The 23,004-nt window shown below is 59.3% G+C and carries 23 protein-coding genes; 8 read left to right on the top strand and 15 right to left on the bottom strand.

What is annotated here, in order from left to right:
* The 8 genes from rimI to ACP7B1_RS04870 form a co-directional block, all read right to left on the bottom strand.
* Positions 1 to 504: a ribosomal protein S18-alanine N-acetyltransferase gene (rimI, locus tag ACP7B1_RS04905; RefSeq protein WP_288191787.1), complete on the bottom strand. Its 504-nt coding sequence runs from the start codon at positions 502 to 504 to the stop codon at positions 1 to 3.
* Complete coding sequence (gene tsaB, locus ACP7B1_RS04900) at positions 501 to 1,190, bottom strand: tRNA (adenosine(37)-N6)-threonylcarbamoyltransferase complex dimerization subunit type 1 TsaB (RefSeq protein WP_346305923.1); 690 nt, start codon at positions 1,188 to 1,190, stop codon at positions 501 to 503. The genes rimI and tsaB overlap by 4 nt, the downstream gene beginning before the upstream one ends.
* Before the next feature lie 147 nt (positions 1,191 to 1,337).
* Positions 1,338 to 1,706, bottom strand: coding sequence for a type II toxin-antitoxin system VapC family toxin (locus ACP7B1_RS04895; RefSeq protein WP_346305922.1), 369 nt, complete (start codon positions 1,704 to 1,706; stop codon positions 1,338 to 1,340).
* A 2-nt stretch (positions 1,707 to 1,708) separates the two neighbouring features.
* Positions 1,709 to 1,909 (bottom strand): type II toxin-antitoxin system VapB family antitoxin, encoded by a 201-nt coding sequence (locus tag ACP7B1_RS04890; RefSeq protein ID WP_346305921.1) that lies wholly within the window; start codon positions 1,907 to 1,909, stop codon positions 1,709 to 1,711.
* Between the two features lie 114 nt (positions 1,910 to 2,023).
* On the bottom strand, positions 2,024 to 4,066 hold the full coding sequence (locus tag ACP7B1_RS04885) for a GAF domain-containing protein (RefSeq protein ID WP_346305920.1): 2,043 nt from the start codon (positions 4,064 to 4,066) through the stop codon (positions 2,024 to 2,026).
* Between the two features lie 168 nt (positions 4,067 to 4,234).
* Positions 4,235 to 4,750 (bottom strand): DUF3859 domain-containing protein, encoded by a 516-nt coding sequence (locus ACP7B1_RS04880; RefSeq protein WP_346305919.1) that lies wholly within the window; start codon positions 4,748 to 4,750, stop codon positions 4,235 to 4,237.
* Positions 4,751 to 4,756: 6 nt separating this feature from the next.
* Positions 4,757 to 6,937, bottom strand: coding sequence for a malate synthase G (locus tag ACP7B1_RS04875; RefSeq protein WP_346305918.1), 2,181 nt, complete (start codon positions 6,935 to 6,937; stop codon positions 4,757 to 4,759).
* A 107-nt stretch (positions 6,938 to 7,044) separates the two neighbouring features.
* Positions 7,045 to 9,060, bottom strand: coding sequence for a hydantoinase/oxoprolinase N-terminal domain-containing protein (locus ACP7B1_RS04870; RefSeq protein ID WP_426136630.1), 2,016 nt, complete (start codon positions 9,058 to 9,060; stop codon positions 7,045 to 7,047).
* A 144-nt stretch (positions 9,061 to 9,204) separates the two neighbouring features.
* Here ACP7B1_RS04870 and ACP7B1_RS04865 point away from each other — a divergent pair, with 144 nt between their 5' ends.
* A complete protein-coding gene (locus ACP7B1_RS04865) occupies positions 9,205 to 10,164 on the top strand; it encodes a cation diffusion facilitator family transporter (protein WP_426136628.1) in 960 nt (319 codons plus the stop codon).
* Here ACP7B1_RS04865 and ACP7B1_RS04860 read toward each other — a convergent pair.
* Entirely contained in the window at positions 10,161 to 11,396 is a 1,236-nt protein-coding gene (locus ACP7B1_RS04860) for a DNA recombination protein RmuC (protein ID WP_346305915.1), read from the bottom strand. The genes ACP7B1_RS04865 and ACP7B1_RS04860 overlap by 4 nt on opposite strands.
* A gap of 114 nt (positions 11,397 to 11,510) precedes the next feature.
* Here ACP7B1_RS04860 and def point away from each other — a divergent pair, with 114 nt between their 5' ends.
* Genes def through truA form a run of 4 tightly spaced genes read left to right on the top strand, consistent with a single transcriptional unit; the run spans position 11,511 to position 14,259 of the window.
* Positions 11,511 to 12,041 carry a peptide deformylase gene (def, locus tag ACP7B1_RS04855; protein WP_426136625.1) on the top strand — a complete coding sequence of 177 codons (531 nt, stop codon included), beginning with the start codon at positions 11,511 to 11,513 and terminating at the stop codon, positions 12,039 to 12,041.
* 9 nt (positions 12,042 to 12,050) lie between these two features.
* Positions 12,051 to 12,980, top strand: coding sequence for a methionyl-tRNA formyltransferase (fmt, locus tag ACP7B1_RS04850; protein WP_288191829.1), 930 nt, complete (start codon positions 12,051 to 12,053; stop codon positions 12,978 to 12,980).
* Positions 12,977 to 13,474: an N-acetyltransferase gene (locus ACP7B1_RS04845; RefSeq protein ID WP_346308140.1), complete on the top strand. Its 498-nt coding sequence runs from the start codon at positions 12,977 to 12,979 to the stop codon at positions 13,472 to 13,474. Before fmt ends, ACP7B1_RS04845 begins: the two co-directional genes overlap by 4 nt.
* Entirely contained in the window at positions 13,474 to 14,259 is a 786-nt protein-coding gene (truA, locus tag ACP7B1_RS04840; RefSeq protein WP_346308141.1) for a tRNA pseudouridine(38-40) synthase TruA, read from the top strand. Before ACP7B1_RS04845 ends, truA begins: the two co-directional genes overlap by 1 nt.
* On the opposite strand, the gene ACP7B1_RS04835 is transcribed toward truA, so the two are convergent.
* Both ACP7B1_RS04835 and dapE read right to left on the bottom strand, forming a co-directional pair.
* Positions 14,211 to 14,822, bottom strand: coding sequence for a hypothetical protein (locus ACP7B1_RS04835; protein WP_346308142.1), 612 nt, complete (start codon positions 14,820 to 14,822; stop codon positions 14,211 to 14,213). The genes truA and ACP7B1_RS04835 overlap by 49 nt on opposite strands.
* Before the next feature lie 6 nt (positions 14,823 to 14,828).
* A complete protein-coding gene (gene dapE, locus ACP7B1_RS04830) occupies positions 14,829 to 16,016 on the bottom strand; it encodes a succinyl-diaminopimelate desuccinylase (protein WP_346308143.1) in 1,188 nt (395 codons plus the stop codon).
* A gap of 101 nt (positions 16,017 to 16,117) precedes the next feature.
* Between dapE and ACP7B1_RS04825 the strand changes: the two genes are divergently transcribed.
* Entirely contained in the window at positions 16,118 to 17,146 is a 1,029-nt protein-coding gene (locus ACP7B1_RS04825) for a 2-dehydropantoate 2-reductase (protein WP_346308144.1), read from the top strand.
* Positions 17,147 to 17,150: 4 nt separating this feature from the next.
* On the opposite strand, the gene ACP7B1_RS04820 is transcribed toward ACP7B1_RS04825, so the two are convergent.
* Both ACP7B1_RS04820 and dapD read right to left on the bottom strand, forming a co-directional pair.
* On the bottom strand, positions 17,151 to 18,446 hold the full coding sequence (locus ACP7B1_RS04820; protein WP_346308145.1) for an MFS transporter: 1,296 nt from the start codon (positions 18,444 to 18,446) through the stop codon (positions 17,151 to 17,153).
* An 83-nt stretch (positions 18,447 to 18,529) separates the two neighbouring features.
* Positions 18,530 to 19,384, bottom strand: coding sequence for a 2,3,4,5-tetrahydropyridine-2,6-dicarboxylate N-succinyltransferase (dapD, locus tag ACP7B1_RS04815; RefSeq protein WP_346308146.1), 855 nt, complete (start codon positions 19,382 to 19,384; stop codon positions 18,530 to 18,532).
* 153 nt (positions 19,385 to 19,537) lie between these two features.
* Between dapD and ACP7B1_RS04810 the strand changes: the two genes are divergently transcribed.
* Positions 19,538 to 20,380: an LOG family protein gene (locus tag ACP7B1_RS04810; RefSeq protein ID WP_223612113.1), complete on the top strand. Its 843-nt coding sequence runs from the start codon at positions 19,538 to 19,540 to the stop codon at positions 20,378 to 20,380.
* A gap of 87 nt (positions 20,381 to 20,467) precedes the next feature.
* Here the strand turns inward: ACP7B1_RS04810 and ACP7B1_RS04805 are convergent, their stop codons facing one another.
* On the bottom strand, positions 20,468 to 21,193 hold the full coding sequence (locus ACP7B1_RS04805) for a pyrimidine 5'-nucleotidase (protein ID WP_223612115.1): 726 nt from the start codon (positions 21,191 to 21,193) through the stop codon (positions 20,468 to 20,470).
* 240 nt (positions 21,194 to 21,433) lie between these two features.
* Here ACP7B1_RS04805 and ACP7B1_RS04800 point away from each other — a divergent pair, with 240 nt between their 5' ends.
* Complete coding sequence (locus tag ACP7B1_RS04800) at positions 21,434 to 22,111, top strand: GGDEF domain-containing protein (protein ID WP_426136621.1); 678 nt, start codon at positions 21,434 to 21,436, stop codon at positions 22,109 to 22,111.
* Here ACP7B1_RS04800 and phhA read toward each other — a convergent pair.
* Positions 22,108 to 22,941 carry a phenylalanine 4-monooxygenase gene (phhA, locus tag ACP7B1_RS04795; RefSeq protein ID WP_346308423.1) on the bottom strand — a complete coding sequence of 278 codons (834 nt, stop codon included), beginning with the start codon at positions 22,939 to 22,941 and terminating at the stop codon, positions 22,108 to 22,110. The genes ACP7B1_RS04800 and phhA overlap by 4 nt on opposite strands.
* Between the last annotated feature and the right edge of the window lie 63 nt (positions 22,942 to 23,004).

The following is a 23,004-nucleotide window of genomic DNA, read 5'->3' as shown; positions in this document are numbered from 1 at the left end:
TCAGCGTGCCCGCTTCAGGTCACGGCGCATGGTCAGGGCCGCGGAACGGCCGCCCGCAGTTTCATAATAGCCGGGACGTTTGCCCACCTGCTTGAATCCAAGGCGGCGGTAGAGCGCCAGGGCCGGCATATTTGTCTCGTCCACCTCCAGAAACAGCATTTCCGCCCGGGCATTGTGCAGATGGCGCAGGGTCGCGTCCATCAAGGCATGGCCAAGACCACGCCGCTGCGCGGACGGCGCCACAGCTATCGTCAGGATTTCCGCCTCGTCGACAACGAGCCTTGCCAGCACGAAGCCGCCGGGAGGCGCAGATCGCCTGCCCTCTTCCCGCGCAATGAAACCGAAGACATTCCCTTGCATCATCAGCGCATGGAATTCCTCATCGCTCCATGGCTGACTGAACGTCAGGGCGTGCAGCTTTGCCAGGTGAATCGAATCCGTGCTTGCCAAGGGTTCAATGACAAAAGGACGGTTGCGCAGATTACCGAGGGGAAAGCCCATCATTCCGAGACCTTCCTTCGCAGGACAAAACCCTGCTGCGGCTTGACGTCGAGCCCGCGCAGATAGAGCGGCTTCGGCGCTTCGCCATCAACCGAGCGCAGAGCGCCCAGCCGGGCAAAGGCTTCAATCGTTCCCGTCGACGTCGTTACGGCCACATCGAGCTTGTGTTCCTTGCCATCATTGACGAGGGCCGCGCCCGAACCGGACAACACGACATCGTCTGGCCGTTCCGACAAGGCAGACAACACGTCCGGTATGGTTGTCACACCGGGCACCGAACCGGCAGAACCGTCCGGCGCAAAGAACTGCGCATAGATCTCGTCGCGACGTGCATCGATAATCGACAGGACGGGACGTTCCGGAAACACACGCCGTGCATCAAAAGCCAATGCTTCAAGCGTGCTGACACCCACGACCGGACATTGCAAGGCAAGACCAAAGCCGCGCGCCGTGGAAACGCCGACACGCACGCCGGTGAATGATCCCGGACCGATGCTGACCGCGATCTTGCCGATGGCACTGATCGGCACCGCTGCACGGTTCAACGTCTGTTCAATGAAGGCCATCAAACGCTCCGCATGTCCCTTGCCAATATCCTCACTCGTTGCGGCAAGCACGGTCCCGGTCTCGACATCGAGAACAGCAACGGAGCAACGAGTGGAGGCCGTATCAAGCGCAAGCAGTTTCATGGCCAATCGCGTAAACAAGAATCAGCCAGCAAACAAGTAGTGTTCGGGGCGGCACGCATTAATCTGGTCAAAATTGCACGAGGCTTTTCAGTCCTGTTGCTGATTGCCGCCTCGATCGCGAATACTGAATCCTGTACCTTGTCCGCATCACGGAAAGTCAACGTTGAGTTGCAGGCGAGCGGCAGCGGCAGCCAATCTCTTGTCTCTGCTCCACAACCGCGTGCCGGGTGTTAGCCGCGTTGCCGCCAGCAAGTGCGCGTCGACATAGCCGATACCAAGACTGAACAGCGCTTCGGCATCGATAAAATGCAGGACTTCCTCCTCGTTGGCTATTTTCACCTTCGGCAGATCACGAAGGGCAGCCAGGATGAGGTCACGTTGCCGTAAAATGCCTAAAGCAATTTCACCCACGATGAATGGGTGAACCATTATCTGATTGGTGTTGAGACGCAGTTTTAATTCGGCATCGCCAACGCGCAAATGATCAATCCATATCGATGTATCGGCGAGGATCACGCCTATGCGCCCGATCCGATGCGGCGGCGGGGTATCGTGTTCAAACCTGGTTCGCTCCCTCCAAGAAGCGCCAACCGGCGTGCGCTTTCTCGTTCGATCAAAGCCTTGAGGGCTTCCCGAACGAGGGCGGATTTTTCATGCAATCCCGTGAAATCCTGTGCTTTGGCAATAAGCTCATCATCAAGAGCAAGTGTGGTGCGCATTTCCGGCTTCCTGGTTCAGGCATGATTTTAGCATCGAATGATGCGGCAAACAATGCATACCAAAGTCGACCCACGCGCCGCCGACCGTCCGTGCGGATTAACCAAAGATCTTGATCAATTATCCATGACCAGTGCCAGCGGCGCCCTGAACCGCGCCACAAGCCCTTCTTTCTCATACTGAATATCGGCATCCCCGGTGCCCGACAGGCCAAAACGGATCAGGCGCGAGCCAAATCCCTTCTTTTCGGGAGCAGTTGTGGCCGGGCCTCCGCTCTCGCGCCATGTCAGAACAAATTCCATCTGCGACGAAGCACGCTGGATTTCCCAACTGATCTCCACCTTGCCCTGCCTGTTGGACAGCGATCCATATTTCAGTGCGTTCGTAGCAAGTTCATGCAGCAGCAGCGACAGGGAAAGGACGGCCTTTGGCCCGAGATTGAGATTGGGTCCGCGCAAGACGAACTGCGCTGTTTCGCCGTGCAGCGCCAAGACGCTCTCCAGCACCGAGCGGATACGCGCGGCCGACCAGTTCTGGTGCAGCAGCACATTGTGCGCCGAGCTGAGCGCCATCAGGCGCTGCTTGAATGCCTCGACCGCGTCCTGCGGCGCATCGCGCAATGTCTGCGTCGCAATGGCCTGAACCATGGTAAGCGTGTTTTTCAGGCGATGGCTCAATTCCTGATTGAGAATACCCTGTTCATGTTCGGCCTGCAGCTTGGCAATCGCCGCATAGGTTCGGTCGGCAATGCTCACGACAAACTGAATCTCGTCGGTCTGCCAATCCCTCGGATTCTCGCCGTGAACAAACATCAGCCCCACGAGTTCACCGGCATGCATCAGCGGTACATTGATGAACGATCGGGCTTGAAGGGCGGCATAGCCGTCATAATCCTGCGCCAGCCAGTCCGTTCCCGGTATGTCGGAGACGGCAATCGGAATCCCGATCTGCGAGTTCTTGATCGTCGCCTTGAAGTTCACCAGCGAGTGGCGGCCGGCCATGGACTTCAGTGCGGCCGCTGTCCAATCCCGCTCGACATTGAATAGATCCGCCGTCAGATCAATGATGGCAAATCCCGCACGACCGGCATTCAGGTTTTCACCGAGAATCCGTGAGGCAATTTCCGCAGCTTCGCCCGTTGTATGGGCGTCGCGAATACTGTCACCCAGTTCGAGGAGGGCAGCCTGGCGGATTTCCGCCTGCTTGCGCTTGGTGACATCCTGGACCGTGCCACGGAAAAACGCGGGTTGGCCAGCCTCGTCATGGGTGAGCTCGCCACGGCGGCTCAGCCAGCGCAGCGACCCGTCATCGGCACGGCGGATCCGGTATTCGATATCAAGCATGACGTTGCCATCAAGGCGCGATGGTTGATCGGAAACCAGATGCCTGTCGTCCGCATAGGTCAGCACCTCGAACGTCGGAGCGGAATATTGCTCGCTCTCCGGCAGTCCGTATAGCCTGCACATTTCGGGTGTAACGCGCGCAATATTGGTTTTAAGATTGAGTTCGAATGCCCCGATGCCCCCCGCCTGTTGCGCGGGACCAAGCCATCCATCGACCCGGTACTGCTTGTTGCGCGCCGCTTCACTCGACAGGGCCCGTTTTAGGCTGGAGCGAATCGAGCGCTGCTGCTGGAGAACAACGTCGTTGCGGTTTTCCAGCACCCGGCGCAGTTCGAGGATGGTAATGACCTGCTCGGCAAGGTCCTGAAGGGCCTCGGTTTGTGCTTCGGTCAGCCCGCCGGGGCGCGGCACGCTGTCGATCACGCACAGGGTTCCGATCGCCTCGCCGCTGGGTGTATTGAGAACGGCCCCGGCATAGAACCGGATATGGGGTTCTCCCGTCACCAGGGTATTGTGCCTGGTGCGCTCATCCAGTGTGAGATCGGGAATGACCAGGACAGAGCCCGTCGGCAGCGCATGGGCACAAACCGATTGCTCCAAAGGTGTTTCACAGGTCTCAAAGCCGGACCGCGCCTTGAACCATTGCCGGTCTCCGGCGACCAGGCTGATCAAAGCAACCGGTGTCTCGCAAATCTGCTTGGCAAGAGAGACAATATTATCGAATGCCGGCTCTGACGGCGTATCAAGGACATCATATTCAGCAAGGGCAGCCAGCCGATGGGCGTCCTGAAGAACTGAATGGGGCAAATCGCTCATGGATAAACCCAATCGCCAAATTATATGAGAGACACGGGAGTTTTCGTGATTATCAAATAGTCTAATTTTGCTCCGTGACAATTGCTATTTGCAAATTCCCGCGATCCGCGTCGCCGCAGGGAGAGGAAATGCCGATCCAGCACGATATCTGAACGGGCTTGGCCATTATCAGGATATGGGACAGCTGCCGGCGGTCACGTCGAAACTCCTGGTGGCAAACTCGCGCCCATGCGTGTCCTGCAGGGAAAAGGTCCAGACACCGGAAACCAGTTCGTAGCTCTTCTCGAACACCCAGCCCGCATAGCGCTGCTGCCGGATGGCGCCGTCGGGCCAGCTGCTGCGCTGCATACTGCGGCCATCAGGCGTGTGAATGACCGGATGCCGGACAACGATCATGATCGGCACGACCTGGAAATCGGGGACATTGAACGCGGCATACATCACGCCGAAACTGGTCCCGAGGCAGGCGGTTATTTTGTCGGCCCTGACAACGTCGACCGGCCCGTCGACGAGCCGGTTATAACCTGTCGGCGTATCCGGTGCCGCTTCAGTGCCGACATCCCTCGCCCGCGTCAGACCCCAGTTGAGGATTTCAATGGCCGGTTCTGCGCCCTGCGCCCTCGCAAGCCCCGCTCCGGCCAACAACGCCGGAAACACCAGGGCCAGGAGGCGAAGAGCGCGCATCGGCCGCTATGCAGCCGCGCGCTTGGCTTTCAGTTCCAGTCTGCGGCGGTGCAGGACCGGCTCGGTGTAGCCGTTCGGCTGTGCCCGCCCCTTGAACACCAGATCGCAAGCGGCCTGAAACGCCACTGATGCGTCGAAATCGGCGGCCATCGGCTGGTAGTGCGGATCGCCCTCATTCTGCTTGTCGACGACCCCGGCCATGCGCTTCAGCGTTTCCAGAACCTGTGCCTCGCCGGCAACGCCGTGATGCAGCCAGTTGGCAATGTGCTGGGCGGAAATGCGCAACGTGGCGCGATCCTCCATCAGGCCGACATTGTTGATGTCCGGGACCTTGGAGCAGCCGACGCCCTGATCTACCCAGCGCACGACATACCCCAGAATGCCCTGGGCGTTGTTGTCGAGCTCGCGCTGGATATCTTCCGGTGTCCAGTTGGGCCGCGAAGCGACCGGCACCGACAGGATATCACTGAGTTTGGCGCGGCCGCGCGTCTTCAGCTTTGCCTGTACCTCGGCTACATCAACCTTGTGATAGTGGGTGGCATGCAGCGTGGCGGCCGTCGGCGACGGCACCCATGCAGTGTTGGCACCGGCCTTCGGATGGGCAATCTTCTGTTCAAGCATGGCTGCCATGAGGTCCGGCATGGCCCACATGCCCTTGCCGATCTGCGCGTGGCCGGAAAGGCCACACTCAAGCCCGACATCGACATTCCAGTTTTCATAGGCGCCGATCCACGATGCCTGCTTCATGTCACCCTTGCGGATCATCGGACCCGCCTCCATCGAGGTGTGAATCTCGTCGCCGGTGCGGTCGAGGAAGCCGGTATTGATAAAAACAACCCGTTCTTTCGCAGCGCGAATCGCTTCCTTGAGGTTGACCGTCGTACGACGCTCCTCGTCCATGATGCCCATCTTCATCGTGTTGGGCTGCATGCCGAGCAGGGCTTCAACGCGTCCGAACAGCTCCGAGGCAAAGGCGACCTCTTCCGGGCCGTGCATTTTCGGCTTGACGACATACATCGAACCGGCGCGCGAATTCATGCGGCGGCCCTTGGGGCCGACGTCGTGCAGGGCGATCAGGCCGGTGATTGCCGCATCCATGATGCCTTCCGGCACCTCATTGCCATCCTTGTCGAGGATGGCCGGATTGGTCATGAGATGACCGACATTGCGCACCAGCATGAGCGAACGGCCGGGCAGCGTCAGCGGCTTGCTGTCTTTCCCCGTATAGCCCCGGTCGGGATTGAGCTTGCGCGTGACCGATTTGCCGCCCTTTTCAAACGTATCCTGCAAATCGCCATTCATCAGGCCGAGCCAGTTGCGATAGACGACAACCTTGTCTTCCGCATCGACGGCAGCAACGGAATCCTCGCAGTCCTGAATCGTGGTGAGTGCCGATTCCAGCACCACATCGGCAATATTGGCCGGGTCGGTTTTTCCAATGGGATGATCGGCGTTGATGACGATCTCCACATGCATGCCGTTCTTCACCATAAGAATGGAGGATGGCCTGGAAGCATCGCCCTTATAGCCAACGAACTGTGCCTGCTCCTTCAACGACGGCGAGACCCCATTGGCGGTCTTGAGCACAAGCGTGCCGTGATCAACGGAAAGACCGGTCACATCAGCCCAGTGTGCACCATCGAGCGGCGCACTGTCATCGAGAAAGGCCTTGGCCCAAGCGATGACCTTGGCGCCACGCAGCGGATTGAATGCCTTGCCCTTTTCCGCGCCGTCGGTTTCCGGAATGGCATCGGTGCCGTAGAGCGCATCGTAAAGCGAACCCCAACGCGCATTGGCCGCGTTGAGCGCATAGCGGGCGTTCATGACAGGCACCACGAGCTGCGGTCCGGCCGTTACCGCGATTTCCGGATCCACATTGTCGGTCGAGACGGAGAATGTTCCGCCCTCAGGCAGCAGATAGCCAATTTCCCGCAGGAACGCTTCATATTGCTCTGGCGTATATCCTGTCTGCCGCTTTTCGCGATAGAACGCATCGAGCTTTTCCTGAAATGCATCGCGCTTGGCGAGCAAGGCCCGGTTCTTGGGCGACAGATCATCGACAATTGCTGCCAGACCCTGGAAAAAGGCGTCGGCATTGATCGATGTTCCGACCACCGCTTCATTAGCCACGAAGTCGTAGAGCTCTTTCGCCACCTTCAGACCATCGATCTCGACCCGCTCGCTCATACTATACTCCTTAAGATTTTCTGTTAGCGTACCCTTGAACACACCAAAGCATTCCCCGTCAATTCGGCCTAAATGAACATGATTTGTGCCAGAAGGGAAACAATCAATCAGTGGGCAATGCGAGGCCTGCCGGTTGCGGTTGCAACCAGCACCGCTTCGATGAATTTTCGCTGGTCTTCAACAGTCGCAGCGCTGATGTTTCGGGCGATGGTGACCTGTGCCTCGTCGGTGCCAGCCTCCAGCGCGAAACTGCGAACCTGCCCTTGCAGCGTTTCTTCAGCGAAGGCAATCGCGAGATCTTCGTCCTGAAAGTCCTTCATCGCCTCCCCCGCTGTCACGCGAAAAATCCCTTCGGCGGGCTGACCGATGTGGGCTTCGACCGATACGCGCACCTGCCCGACCACGGCACCGAGCGCATTGGCAACGTCCGTATCGACGGGAACAATGCTTGGCGCACCCAGCATGGCTCCAACGGCGGGATAATAGACGGGAGCGGAAGCACCCAGGCCGATCAGTGGCCGGTCAATATCAAGCTTGACACCGGCAATACCGCCCTGCCCGGAAAGCGCGCGCTGGGTCAGCGGACTGGCCACCATGTCAGGTCCATCCAATCCATCTTCGGCAAACACGGTTTCCAGCACCACTTCCGATGAACGGCGAATGAGCGCGTCATAGGTGCGCCGCGAAATTTCTTCCGGCGTATCGCACAGCGGGCGGCCCGCGCCGTCCTTGCGCCTGGCATAGAGAATGGCGCCATAGCGCGCCGCCTCGCCGTTCCAATTGTTCTGCAGATGGAGAACGTGGCAGGCATCGGACGGCGTGAACCCCGAGAGATGAACGAGTCCCCGCGCAACCAGCCGATTGATCGTCGCGGTCTGGGAAACCGAGTTCAGGAGCCGGTCGAGCGGCTGCGGCTCCCGGGTGATCCGCTGATAGAGCTCGGCTTCACCCTTGCTCAATCCGGATGCCATTTGCTCGGGAACGCCGGTCAGCAAAGCGAAACGGCCATCCAGGCGTCCGGGATTGGCCGTCTTCACCTGCCGCGCCAGATGATCGATGACGATGGCACCGTGATTGGCCGCAAGCAGCGACAGCGGCACCAGCCGCCTTGGTCCAAGCATGATGCGCGGTGCCATGGCATTGTCGTCCAGCGACACCTCTGAATCGCCGCCCAGTCCGAACGTGCGCATGGCCACCGCCTCGACCATGGTGCGGAAACCGCCAACGGTGGCGCCATTGGGATCAAGCCGTGGACGGCCATTGTCGAGAACGGCAACGTCCGTGGTCGTCCCGCCAATATCGGACACGATGGCATTGTCGAGGCCCGTCATGTGGCGCGCGCCGACAAGACTGGCAGCCGGTCCCGACAGGATCGTTTCAATCGGGCGGTGCCGTGCAAAAGCCGCCGACACCAGTGCACCATCGCCGCGCACCACCATGAGCGGCGCATGAATGCCGCGCCGGTAGAGGAAACCCTCCGTCGCCGCCACCAGACGGTCGATCATGGCGATGAGCCGCGCATTGAGGACCGTTGTCAGGGCCCGGCGCGGACCATTCAGCTTGGCTGAAAGTTCGTGACTGCAGGTAACAGGCAGACCCGTCTCAGCGCGCACAAGATCACGAATGGCAATTTCATGCTCGGGGTTGCGCACGGCAAAATAGGCGCAGACTGCAAAGCCCGTCACCTCTTCCTTGAGGCGCGGCAAGGCCTCCTGCAGCGCCGAGACCTCGAAAGGTTGCGGGCGGCCATAGACATCGTGCCCGCCCGGCAGGAAGACGACGGGATCGGAGCCAAGGGCAGACCCGAGGTCCGCCTTCTCCAGATCCGCCGGCGAGAACCCGACCATGACAAGCGCGATTCGTCCGCCCTGTCCTTCGACAAGAGCATTGGTGGCCAGGGTCGTCGACATGGACACAAGGCGGATATGGCCGGGATCAACGGAAGCCTCTTCGACAATGCGTTCGACCGCCCCGGAGATGCCCACACTCAGATCGTGACGTGTTGTCAGAGCCTTTGCCTTGGCGATAACACCCCGCGCCTCCGACCAGAGAACCGCATCCGTATAGGTGCCGCCCGTATCAATACCGAGGAAAATTGCGTTCTCTACCTGTGAATCAGCCATGATGCCCTGCGCCGTTTGTGGCAGGGTTATCCCATGACGGCAGCAACGACTAGCGTCATTCCGACCATTTGCCGCCGCAACAGCACAACAGTGCCGGAACCATTCAAATCCTGCTACGTTGAGACGTGGGAAAAGGGGGCTTCTATGGCATCACAATCTGGCAGTCATGCGGGATCGAAGAAGGTTATCTATGCCGCCATCCTCGGCAATCTTCTGATCGCGGCAACCAAGTTCATTGCCGCCTTCTTCACCGGCAGTTCCGCCATGCTGTCGGAAGGCGTTCATTCGCTGGTGGATACGGGAAATGGCGGCCTGCTTCTCTACGGTCTGCGGCGGGCTGCCAAGCCAGCCGACAAGGCGCATCCGCTCGGGCATGGACGCGAGCTTTACTTCTGGAGTTTCATTGTTGCCCTGCTGGTGTTTGCCGTGGGTGCCGGCGTCTCGTTCTATGAAGGCCTCACCCACATTCTCGAGCCGGAGCCCGTCGCCAATCCCACTGTCAATTATGTGGTGCTTGGCTTTGCGCTGTTGTTCGAGGGCATCTCATGGACAGTCGCGCTGAAAGAATTCCGAACCATGAAGGGCAAGCTTGGCTATCTCGAAGCCGTGCAACAGAGCAAGGACCCGAGCGTCTTTACCGTCCTGTTTGAGGATACGGCTGCGCTGCTGGGACTCATCGTAGCGTTTGCCGGCATTTCAGCGGCGCAATTCTTCGACATGCCTGAACTCGACGGGGTTGCCTCCATCGGCATTGCCATGATCCTCGGTGCAACTGCAATTTTCCTCGCCCGGGAAAGCAAGGGCCTGCTGATCGGCGAGTCGGCACTTCCCGAGGCGGAACAGCAGATTCTTGACATTGCCGGCAAGGATCCGGCCATTCAGCAGGCAAACGGCGTACTGACCGTCCATATGGGACCCAAGCAGATCGTTGCCGGGCTCAGCATTGAATTTGAGGATCATCTTACCGCACCCGAGATCGAAGCCTGCGTCGAGCGTATCGAAACAGCAATCCGTCAGGCCAACCCGGACATCGTGTCCGTCTTCGTCAAACCGCAGACTGCAAGTAGCTGGAAGACGCGGCGGCAAAAAATCGTTGAGGGCTAATCTTCATCCACCACGCGCAGGCGCAACTGGCCCGTCGCCGATGCTGCCGACCTGTTGGCATCCGGCCCCTTCGCGGGTTCGCCGGCCGCCGGATCGACAAACTCCAGCGCCTCGATCTTCTGGCCGCGCTTCGTCACCTTGCTGGACGAGACGAGAATATCGTCAATATCCTTGCTCGCCTGACCGAAATGCGTCTGCAGCCGCCGGACCCGGTCGTCCAGACGCCCGACATCTTCCATCAGGCGGATCACTTCACCCTGAATGAGATGGGCCTGCTCGCGCATGCGAACATCCTTGAGCACCGCCTGAATGACCTGAATGGACAACATCAGCAGCGATGGCGAAACGATGACGATGCGCGAACGATGGGCTTTTTGCACAATGCCTTCGAAATTCTCGTGAATTTCGGCAAAGATGGATTCCGATGGGACAAAGAGAAATGCCGTATCCTGGGTTTCGCCATTGATCAGGTATTTCTCTGAAACATCGCGAATATGGATCTCGATATCCCGGCGGAACTGGGCAAGCGCCAGTTTCTTCGTATCCGGTGTCTCGGACTCGCGGATGGCGTTCCATGCTTCCAGCGGAAATTTGGCGTCGATGACCAGATTGGGCGCGCCATTCGGCATGCGGACGATACAATCCGGCCGGCTTCCATTGGAAAGCGTAGCTTGGAACTCATAGGCTCCCTGCGGCAGGCCATCGGCAATGATGGTTTCCATGCGTGCTTGACCGAAAGCGCCGCGCGTCTGTTTGTTGGCGAGAATCGCCTGCAGCTGTACAACCTGTCCGGCCAGCGACTGGATATTGTTCTGCGCGGTATCGATGACCGCCAGCCGCTCCTGCAATTTGGCCAGGTTTTCATGGGTCGACTGCGTCTGTTCCGTCATGGTCTGGCCGATGCGGCTGGTCATGCCGTCGAGGCGCTCGCGGATCGACTGGTTGAGCTCCGCCTGGCGCGAACCGAAAAGTTCCGCCATGGTCTGCATGCGGCCCTGCATCTCCGACTGGCTCTTCAGGATCTCGGCCATCCGTACTTCCGCATCACGCGCACGGTCTTCCGCCTGGAATTCCGCGATCAGCCGTACCCGTGCCGAACGCCAGAGCGCGATCCCGCACAGGACAATGGCAAGTGCAACGATGACAGCCGCCATTACCAGCGCGGTACCGACCGATATCGAGGTGGCACCAAGCTGAAACAATGGCTGGTCGAGTGAATGTGATGTTTCCATGGGAAGCAGACTAACCGATTCGGATGGCAAATGTGAGATCAAAACGAGAACATTTTCACAAATGCCATTTATGCCGGGATTGACGGTTGAAAGCCGAGATATTAGGTGATGCTCATGTCTATCAAACCGCTTGTCATTCTTCCCGATCCGCTGTTGCGCCAGGTTTCCAAACCCGTGGAGCGCTTTGACGCCGATTTGCGCAAATTCTCCAACGACATGCTCGACACCATGTATGACGCGCCGGGGATCGGCCTCGCCGCCATTCAGGTGGCGGAACCGCTGCGCATGCTGGTGATCGACCTTGCCAAGGAAGACGAACCGAAGGCACCTCAGGTTTTCATCAACCCCGAGATTTTGTCGTCGAGCACCGAACGCAACATCTATGAAGAAGGCTGCCTGTCCATTCCGGATTATTATGCGGAAGTGGAACGTCCGGCAAAAGTGCGCGTCGCCTATTTCGACATTGAAGGCAAGAAGCATGAGATCGAGGCGGACGGTTTGCTGGCAACCTGCCTTCAGCACGAGATCGACCACCTTAATGGCGTTCTGTTCATCGATTACATCTCGCGCCTCAAGCGTGAAATGGTGATAAAGAAGTTCAAGAAGCTTGCCAAGGATCGCGTTCCGAGCCGGCTGGCGGTGTAAGCCATGAGCCTGCGTATCGTCTTCATGGGAACCCCGGAATTCTCCGTGCCGGTTCTCAACGCGCTCATTGGTCAGGGCCATGAGATCGTCGCCGTCTACAGTCAGCCGCCGCGTCCGGCAGGCCGGCGCGGGCTGGAACTGACCCCCTCGCCCGTTCATCGCAATGCCGAAGAATTCGGCATTGAAGTGCGCACGCCCAAAAGCCTTCGCAGCCCCGAGGAACAGCAGGCGTTCCGTGATCTCAATGCGGATGTTGCCATCGTGGTGGCCTATGGCCTGATCCTGCCCACCGCTATTCTCGAAGGCACGCGCCTTGGCTGCTACAACGGCCATGCCTCGCTTCTTCCGCGCTGGCGCGGCGCCGCACCGATCCAGCGGGCCATCATGGCGGGCGACAGCGAAACCGGCATGATGATCATGAAAATGGATGAGGGGCTGGATACCGGCCCGGTCGCCATGGCCGAAAAGGTCAAGATCACGCCCGACACGACCGCGGGCGAACTGCATGACCAGCTCAGCATGATCGGCGCCGACCTGATGGTGCGCGCTATGGCCGCGCTGGAACGGGACAGCCTCACCCTGACGCCGCAATCGGAAGACGGTGTCACCTACGCGTCGAAGATCACCAAGGTTGAAACCCGCATCGACTGGACCCTGCCGGCCATTGACATCCATAACCGTATTCGCGGTCTGGCACCGTTTCCGGGCGCCTGGTGCGAGATGGAGATCGGTGACGGCCTTGAACGTGTCAAGTTGCTGCGCTCGCTGCTTGCAACCGGTGCCGGCGTGCCGGGCACGGTGCTTGATGACGATCTGCGCATTGCCTGCGGAGAAGGTGCAGTGCGTTTGCGCGCGCTGCAGCGCGCGGGCGGGAAGGCGATGGACGGGCAGGAATTCCAGCGCGGCGCCAAGATTGCGCAAGGGGCAAAGCTGCCATGAGCAGCATCACCATTCGTCGCGTACAGCCCGCGGACCGCGCGTTGATCTCAGCTATCGTCGAAGACGCTTTTGCGGGACCGGATGAGGCAAGGCTGGTCGAGCAACTCAGTGGCAACGGCGATATCGTGCTCGAACTGGTTGCGGAATTCGTTGGTGCCCTGGCGGGCCACATCCTGTTTTCAAGGCTGCGCGTTGAGAATGGAACCAGCTTTGACGCGGTTGCACTGGCGCCGGTCAGTGTCGTCTCCGGTCACCAGGGCAAAGGCGTCGGATCGGCACTGATCAAGGCCGCGCATCAGGAATTGGTGCTCATGGGCGAAACCCTTTCCATTGTCCTCGGCGATCCCGGCTATTACGGCCGCTTCGGCTATACGAATGCACGGGCATCGGGTTTTGCCAGCCAATATCAGGGCGAGTATCTCCAGGCGCTGGCTTTCGCTGATGCACCTCTGTCGGGAACGCTGGTCTATTCCAGAGCGTTCGAGGGCCTTTGATGCCGCGCTACAAACTCACCATCGAATATGACGGCACCCCCTATGCGGGTTGGCAGCGGCAGGAAAACGGCCATACCGTTCAGGCAGCCATCGAGCAGGCCATCTTCAAGTTTTGCGGCGAAACCATCTCCCTTGGCGCAGCGGGCCGCACCGATTCCGGCGTGCATGCGATTGCCCAGATTGCCCATGTGGATCTGACCAAGGACTGGAGCAGCGCCAAGGTGCGCGAGGCGCTCAACGCCCATCTGGTCGTGGCCGGAGAAACGGTCGGGATCATCAATGTCGAGCGGATGACCGAGAATTTCGATGCGCGTTTCTCCGCGACGGGCAGGCATTATCTCTACCGCATCATCAATCGCCGCCCGCCGGCACCGCTGGAAGCATTCCGCGCGTGGTGGGTGAAGAAGCCGCTTGATGCGGAGGCAATGCACGAGGCGGCACAACGACTGGTCGGAACCCATGATTTCACGACCTTTCGCGCCACCCAATGTCAGGCAAAAAGCCCGGTCAAATCGCTCGATCACCTCAGTGTGCTTCGCAACGGGGAAATCATCGAAATCAGGGCATCCGCGCGCTCGTTCCTGCACAACCAGATTCGCTCATTTGCGGGAACGTTGAACGAAGTGGGTTGCGGGCGCTGGACAGCCGATGATGTCAGCGATGCCCTTGCGGCCCGGGACCGCAAGGCCTGCGGCCCTGTCGCGCCGCCTTACGGGCTCTACCTCGTCGGTGTGGATTATCCGAGTGTGACCGGCTCCGGCATGGCAATGCCCAGCACACTCTGAAGAACAACCACCAGAACAATATATCCCGTGACCAGAATGGCGAAGAACGCCGTCGTATAGGCATAGGTTTTCTTCAATGCCACATGCGTCAATCGATAGGTCAAAACAAGCGCAACGGCATTGAGGATGAGGTCGACACCCAGCGAGAGCTGCGGCCGGGTCGGAATGAAAATATGAACCAGTGTGGCGGGCACAACCAGCCAGTTCACCAATGCGGAACCCCAGTTGCTGGTGATCACATAGACACTGAAACGGTTGCGCAGGCCAATGCGCGGTGCAACAAACAGCAGCACCACCAATGGCAGAACCCACGCGGTCAAATCGACAAAGGCGATCCGGCCGATCAGGGACAACCGGGTTCCCGTTTCTGGCCGGAAGGCCACCGCATCATTGGCAAAAACAATCCAGCTCAAAATCAGGGGTGGCAGCGATACCGTGATGGCCTGGAATGATTGCCAGAAACCGTCTTCGGAAAGGTCGAACAATTCCAGACCGTCGGCATGACCGTTCATGATCCGCCACGAGCCCCAGAAATAACGCTGGATGTCTTCAAAATTCAGCATGGTCGCTCAGGCAAAAAAGTCGGCAATGAACCGCTCGTAAATTTGTGTCAGCGTTTCCAGGTCTGCGACCGCCACGCGCTCATCCACCATGTGCATGGTCTGCCCCACGAGCCCGAATTCGACCACCGGGCAATAATCCTTGATAAAGCGCGCATCGGAGGTGCCGCCCGACGTGGACAGCTGCGGCCGCTTGCCGGTCACGGCCTCGACCGAAGCCGTCAGCGTGCCGATAAGTTTTTCATCATGGGTGAGAAAGACGTGGCTTGGCCGGTCGCGCCAGACCAGCTCGTAATTGACCGGGGTTTTCCGGCCCGGCCGCAGCTTACGGCGTCCGGATGCCTTGTCGAGACGGTTGTGGATTTCCGCCATCAGCGTCTCATCGGTCCATGTGTCGTTGAAACGGATATTGAACGTCGCGGTTGCCTTGGCCGGGATGACGTTGACCGCCGGATTTCCGACATCGATCGTCGTGACTTCCAGGTTGGTCGCCTGAAAGTTCTTCGTCCCCTTGTCGAAAGCCGGATAAAGCAGGCTGTCCACCAGCGTCACCAGCCCGCGAACCGGGCTGTCGGCCAGATGCGGATAGGCCGCGTGCCCCTGAACACCGTGAACGGTGATTGTTCCCGAAAGCGAACCGCGCCGGCCGATCTTGATCATGTCGCCCAGCTTGTCGGGATTTGTCGGCTCGCCGACGATGGCCGCATCCCAGGTTTCGCCCCTCGCCTTGGCCCATTCCAGCAATTTACCGGTACCGTTGATCGACGGGCCTTCCTCATCGCCGGTGATCAGGAAGGAAATCGAGCCCTTCAACGCACCGTTCTTCGCGATATGCCGGGCAACGGCGGCGGCAAAGCAGGCGATGCCGCCCTTCATATCAACCGCACCGCGACCGTACATCTCGCCCTTGTGGATCGTCGCCGAAAACGGCGGGTAGGTCCAGGCCGCCGCGTCACCGACGGGAACAACGTCGGTATGACCGGCAAACATCAGATGCGGCCCATTGCCCGAACGTCTGGCGTAGAGGTTTTCAACGTCCGGCGTCCCGTCTTCGCTGAAGGTGGGGCGCTCGACGGAAAAGCCCAGCGGCGCCAGCATGGCTTCAAGCGTGGTGAGAGCACCGCCCTCCGCTGGTGTAACCGACGGACAAGCAATGAGTTGGGCGAGGTTTTTTACGGGATCTGTCGAGGATGTCATGTGCAAAGCGATAATCCAAAAGCAGCATCCTGTCACGCACTGGATCACAATGCGCGCATCTGTTTTAATGGCTGACGATTGCGTCAAACCGGGGCCCGCCAATGCTTGAAAACGCCAGCCGCATTGTTGTCGCAGGTGCCGGTTCCATTGGCTGCTATGTCGGCGGGCAGCTTGCCGCCGCGGGAAAAGCAGTCACGTTCCTGGCGCGGCCCCGGGTGGCGGACGAAATCCGGCGCGCCGGCCTGAAGATTGTCAATCTCGACGGCACGGAGCGGCTTCTACCCCCGGACCGGCTTTCCCTCACCCAGGACCCTGCCACTGCCTTCGACAAGGCGCGGATCATTCTCGTGGCGGTCAAGAGCGGCGCGACGCAAGAGATGGCGGGGCTGATTGCCAGATACGCGCCTGCAGACAGCATTGTCGTGAGCCTGCAGAACGGTGTTGGCAATGCTGACGTTCTGCAAAAGAACCTCCCGGAGAGCATGACCGTGATTGCCGGGATGGTGCCTTTCAACGTTGTCCAATCGGATGCGGGCGCACTGCCCCTGACCGTACGCCGCACCACGCAGGGCACGATCCTTGTCGAGAACAAGGTCGAAGGCCTGGCCGAAGCCCTGTCGACGCCGGACCTTCCGGTCAGCCACCACGACAATATGCAAGGCATTCTCTGGGGCAAGCTGATGATGAACCTGAACAACGCGCTCAACGCCCTGTCAAACCTGCCGCTTGCCGCACAGCTTGCAGACCGTGACTGGCGCGTCTTGCTTGCCGATCAGATGGGCGAAGGCCTCAAGGTCATGCGCGCACATGGCATTGTTGCAGCCCCGGTCCAGGGCGTATCACCCGCGATACTCCCTTGGATTCTGCGATTGCCCGATTTTCTCTTCCGCCGCATCGCCCGCAGGATGCTGGCTATCGACCCGCGTGCCCGCTCATCCATGTGGGAGGATTTTTCCCGTGGCCGGACCACCGAAATCGATTACCTCCAGGGTGTCATCGTGAAACTGGCCCGGGAAAAGAATGTCCCCACGCCCCTGGCGCAAAAGGTCATTGCCTGCGTCAAACAGGCTGAGGGGCAGCCGGTCCGCTGCCATGCGGTGGCCGAGATCCGCCAGAAATTCGTCGCGTAAACGGTTAGTCGATCGGCTTTCCCGTCTTGTCCTTCATGGTCAGAAGCGTCAGCGCGCTCACCAGCGCCGCCGCCATCACATAAAAACTCGGAGCCAGTTTCGTACCTGTCGCCTCGATCAGGAGCGTGACGATGACAGCGGCAAAACCGCCGAAAATGGTCACGGCGAAATTATAAGCGAGTGACAGCCCGGTGGAGCGCAGCCCGGCGGGAAACTGCTCGGCCAGCAGCGCCGGTGCCGGTCCGGTGAATGCGGCGAGAAGCAGCCCGAGAATGCCCTGGACAATAGCCAGGGTCATCAGATCGGGCTTGGCATTGACCCACGCGAACAGCGGATAGATAAGAACACCGATGGCAATGGCGGCGGCCAGCAACAGCCGCTTGCGCCCCACGCGGTCCGACAAGGCCCCGGCAATGGGACAACCCAGCATCAGCACCAGCCCGCCAATGGTCGTCGCAACGAAAGCATCGGCGAGCGGGATGTTGAGCTGCTTGACGGCATAGGTCGTCATGTAGAACAGCAGCACATAGGTGCATACCGTCCAGAGAATGGTGACGCCAAAGCCGGACGCAATCCCGCGCGGATGATCCCTGAGGGCGTCACGCAGCGGCGACTCGCTCTTCTGCGTGTGGCTATCGGTAAAGACCGGCGTCTCATCGACGCGGGCGCGGATGTAGAACCCGACCGGTCCGATCAGCAACCCCAGAAGGAACGGCACGCGCCAGCCCCAGCTGTCGATGGCTGCGGGATCAAGCGCGTGCGTGACGATGGTGCCGCAGATACCACCGAGCACAACGGCCAGCGCCTGACTTGTCTGCTGCCAGCTGGCATAGAACCCGCGTTTTTCCGGCGGCGCATACTCGATGAGAAAGGCCGTCGCGCCGCCGATCTCTCCACCGGCGGAAAAGCCCTGGATCAACCGCGCCAGAACAATAACCAGCGGTCCGACAATGCCTGCTTGTGCATAGGTCGGCGCAAAGCCGAGCAGTGCCGTGCCGAACGCCATCATCAGGATCGTCAGGGTCAGCGCCGCCTTGCGCCCCTTCCGGTCGGCGTAGACACCGAGAACAACTGCCCCGACCGGGCGCATGAAAAAGCCGACACCATAGGTGCCGACCGTGAGCAGGATCGAGGTCAGGTCATTGATTGCGGGAAAGAACAAGCGCGCGATGATCGGCGTGAAGAAGCCGTAGACGGTAAAATCAAACCATTCGAGGCCATTGCCGATGGTGGCGGCGGCAATGGCATGGCGCCGCTTGGCGTCATAATCGCGGGTCAGAAGGGAAGCCTGCACAGTCATACTGGTACCTCGGCTGAGATGGAATCGGCTTGGGTACCAGCTTCTGTCGGGAATCTCCGTCTGTCCAGATGTAAATCGCCTAATCAGTCGCGCAGCAATTCATTGATCGAGGTCTTGGAGCGGGTCTTCTCGTCGACGCGCTTGACGATCACCGCGCAATAGAGGCTCGGGCCCGGTTCATTGTTGGGGAAAGGCTTGCCCGGCAGAGTGCCCGCGACAACGACCGAATAGGGCGGAACTTCGCCATAGAAAATCTCGCCGGTGGCGCGGTCGACGATCTTTGTCGATTTGCCGATGAACACGCCCATGCCGAGGACCGCGCCTTCGCGCACGATGCAGCCTTCGACCACTTCCGAGCGGGCGCCGATGAAGCAATTGTCTTCGATGATGGTCGGGCCTGCCTGCATGGGCTCGAGAACGCCGCCGATGCCGACGCCACCGGAAAGGTGCACGTGCTTGCCGATCTGCGCGCAGGAGCCCACCGTGGCCCATGTATCCACCATTGTCCCCTCGCCGACATAGGCGCCGAGATTGACGAAGGACGGCATCAGGATGGCGCCCGGAGCAATATAGGCCGAACGGCGGACAATCGCGCTCGGCACCGTGCGGAAGCCCGCCTTGCTGAACTCGGTCGCACCCCAGCCGTCAAACTTGGAGGGAACCTTGTCCCACCACGGTGCACCGCCAGGGCCGCCCTCGATGATGCCCATGTGATTGAGACGGAAGGAAAGGAGCACTGCCTTTTTGAGCCACTGATTGACGGTCCATGCACCATCCGCCTGCCGTTCGGCAACACGGGCTTCGCCGCTGTCGAGAAGCAGCAATGATGTGTCAACCGCATCGCGTATTTCGCCGCGCGTTTCGGTGTTCACGGCATCGCGTTCGTCAAAGGCCTTGTTGATGGTCTTTTCAAGACTGGCCAGGTCGGGCTTGGACATTTTCAGGTCACTCCATTGCACGGGCGGTTAAGGCTGATGTAAGGCCTAGTAAGATAAGTCTGTGAGAGGGTCAATCGCAGCGCCACAATGTTGGACGACGAATAGGATTTAATGTCTGTAAGCGTCACTTGCGTCCGCAGAAGGAGAATATAATTGAATACCGATGAAAAAAACGGCTGGACGCCATTTTCCCACTCCACTGAAGCCGTACGGCGGGTAGAAACCGCTCCCGAGACCCCGCAAACACAATCGGACACCTATCGTCTTGCCTTTGCCGATCCGGAATTCATGACACGCCGCGATCTGCGCGCAGTGCGGTTGCAGCTTGAATTGCTCAAGCCGGAAATGGCACTGACCCAGCGGGGCATCCGTTCGACAGTCGTGCTTTTCGGCGGCGCGCGTATTCCCGAGCCCGGCGGTGAAGCCTGGGCCGCGAAGAACGAAGTGCAGAAGAAGAACCTTGAAGCCAACTCGCGCTATTATGCCGAGGCGCGCAAGTTCGCCCAGCTATGCTCGACCTATTCCGCGACCACCTACAACCGCGAGTTTGTCGTTGTTACCGGCGGCGGTCCCGGCGTGATGGAAGCGGGCAACCGCGGTGCAGCCGATATCGGAGCGCCGACCATTGGCCTCAACATCGTCCTGCCGCACGAACAGGCGCCGAACGAATATGTGACGCCGGAGCTCTGCTTCAATTTTCACTATTTTGCCATCCGGAAAATGCACTTCCTGATGCGGGCAAAAGCGCTTGCGATTTTCCCCGGCGGCTTCGGCACCATGGACGAGACATTCGAGACGCTGACACTCATCCAGACAGGGCGCATGGAGCGCATCCCGGTCCTCCTCTTCGGCCGGTCATTCTGGGAAAAGGCGATCAATTTTGAATTCCTGGCCGAACAGGGTGTCATTTCGCCGTCGGACAGGGAATTGATCACCTTTGTCGATGACGCCGAAGAGGCGTGGGACGTGATCAAGACCTTCTACGAGCTGCCCTGACCCTCGGCCTCGTCGCGGCTGCGCGGCGCCGGGCCAGGACCCGGTACCCCGCAGCGTCGATGACCGCTTCGACCGATGCTGATCGCTTCAGGCGGGCATGCCTGCACGGACCTGCCCCGGCTGGATCGCATTGAGGAACGACGCCAGATCATCGGTCACGTAATCGACGTGATCAGTATAGTCCGGATCGCGTTCCCATATCTCGGAGAACGTCGGCTCGAAATTATGCGGCACGATCAGGACTGTCTTCATGCCGAGCGCCTTCGGCTCGACCAGATTGCGCGCGAGGTCCTCGAACATGGCGCTGCTCTTGGCATCGATCCCGTGCAGATCAAGAAAACGGTCATAGGCCTGCCGCGCCGGCTTGGGCATCAGTTCGGCCGCGACAATATCGAAAATATCGTCGAACTGGTCGAGGACACCGAGTTGCCGGGCCGCCCGCTCCGCGTGGCCACGGTCACCATTAGTGAAAATGAACTTGCGCCCCGGCAGATGTTTGATCGCCATGGCCAATGCCGGATTGGGAACCAGCCATGAATAATCGATATCATGGACCTTCTGCAGGAAATCGTCCGGATCGATATTGTAGCGATCCATCAGCCCTTTGAGGGTCGTCCCGTAATCCTTGTAGAACTGCTTCTGCATCTGGCGGGCATCCGCATGGGAAAGTTGCAGGAGATCCGCGATATAACCCGTCATCTTCACGTCGATCTGCGAAAACAGATTGGAATGATGCGGGTAGAGCGTGTTGTCCAGATCGAACACCCAGTCCGTTACATGGGCAAAATTCAGAGGATCGGGATTTTTCGTCATGCATACTCGCCATTGCAGGGACATCGGTAACGGGACAGGCAGTCTGTTGCCATAACGACTCAATAGACGAAAAAAGTCCGAACTACGACCGTTTTTACATTTTCCGCTAACAGCCGCTTCATGAATGCAGCATAGTAATCAGGTAGCAGTATTAGGGGTGAAATGTTCAGAATTCTGTACAAATGTGCGCTTGTCACACTGATCGCGATTGTCTGTTCTTTGCTGATCACCGGGAGCATCATGAGTGCTTTCGACATGCACAACAAAATGGGCTTCGTGATCGCCACGATCTGTCCGTTGACCATTACCCCGCCGATCTCGCTGATGGTGTTCCGGCAGTCCGAGCGACTGCGCGTGACCCTGCTTCAACTCAGTCAGGTCATGCTGCAGCTTGAGGAAACCAATGCCAAGCTCCTGGAGAAAGCCTCCCGCGACAGCATGACGGGCCTGCTCAACCGTGAAGCTTTTTTCACCCATGTGGACAGGGTCCGCCGGCAGATACCCGGATCCCTGCTGATCATCGACGCGGATCATTTCAAGAAAATCAACGACCAGCACGGCCATTACAATGGCGACGGCGCGCTGACTGCCATTGCCCACTGCATTTCACGCAGCATCGGCGAGAACGACAGCATCGGCCGCATCGGCGGCGAAGAGTTTGCGGTTTTCCTGGCCACGGAACACGAGGATGAGGTGCGCGCCATTGCCGAAATCATTCGCAAAGATGTGACGTTGATTGAATTCCGGACGCCGGAAAATGAGCAGGTTCCGCTCAGCGTCAGCATTGGCGGGGTGATCGATGTCTCGACCGGGGCGATCGCCGATCATTTCCAGACCGCCGATCGCAGGCTTTACGAGGCCAAGCGCAATGGCCGCAACTGCGTCATCGTGAAACCAACGATGAAAACCGCAGCCTAGATTGCCGACGGGTCCAGCGGCGGGCTGTCCTTCCACCGGGCAACAAGGGTGGCCATATCGGCGGTTTCAAAGGCATCGCGCAGCGCGGCAAAGCTTGGGAGAACAAAATAGGCGCGCTGGAACTTGTCGATCTCGTAGACGGTCCGCATGACCGTTTCCAGATCGAATGGAACGTGGTGTGCATCCGGGCTTTCGACCGCAAACTGCAATTCGCTGAACGATGACATCAGGCCGGCGCCGAAGGCCTTGAGCGGGGCGCCCTCTTCCTGCATCAGACCGAATTCAGCCGTGTACCAGTAAAGCCGTGCGACCATCTGTTCACCGCCGATACGGACCGCAGCGGCACCCTTTTCACCGTAGAGTTGCATGAAATCCGCAAACACCGGCTGGCTGAGAATGGGAACATGGCCGAAGAAGTCATGGAACATGTCCGGCTCGACGATGTAGTCCAACTCCTTCTTGCTGCGCAGCCAGTTGGTGACCGGGAAGCGGCGGTTGGCAAGATGATCGAAGAACGGCTCGTTCGGGATAAGACCGGGGACCGCCACGATCTCCCAGCCCGTCAATTTGCGCAGTCTTTCGCTTACTTCATGAAAGTCGGGGATACGGTCGAGCAGGCCCAGCGCATCGACGCCGTCGAGGTAACTGTGATGGGCAAGCCGCGATGTGAGCTTTGTCTGACGGTCACAGAGGGTGCGCCACACCTCCTGATCTTCCGCCGAATAGTCATATTGCTGTTCGACGGTAAAATCCGGCTGGCAGGCATGATAGTCGCCGCGCAACCCTTGTGCTGCACATTCACGGGCATAGGCCTCAACACTGATGGTCATGAATTCCTCCTCGATTCCCATTCTGACATCCAGAATACGCCGAGAAATCGAGTGAATTTGACC

The sequence above is a fragment of the Phyllobacterium sp. SL163 genome (assembly GCF_049896885.1).
GTDB lineage: Bacteria > Pseudomonadota > Alphaproteobacteria > Rhizobiales > Rhizobiaceae > Phyllobacterium > Phyllobacterium calauticae.
The sequence above is the reverse complement of the archived record's forward strand: the minus strand, read 5'-3'. Positions and strand labels throughout refer to the sequence as shown.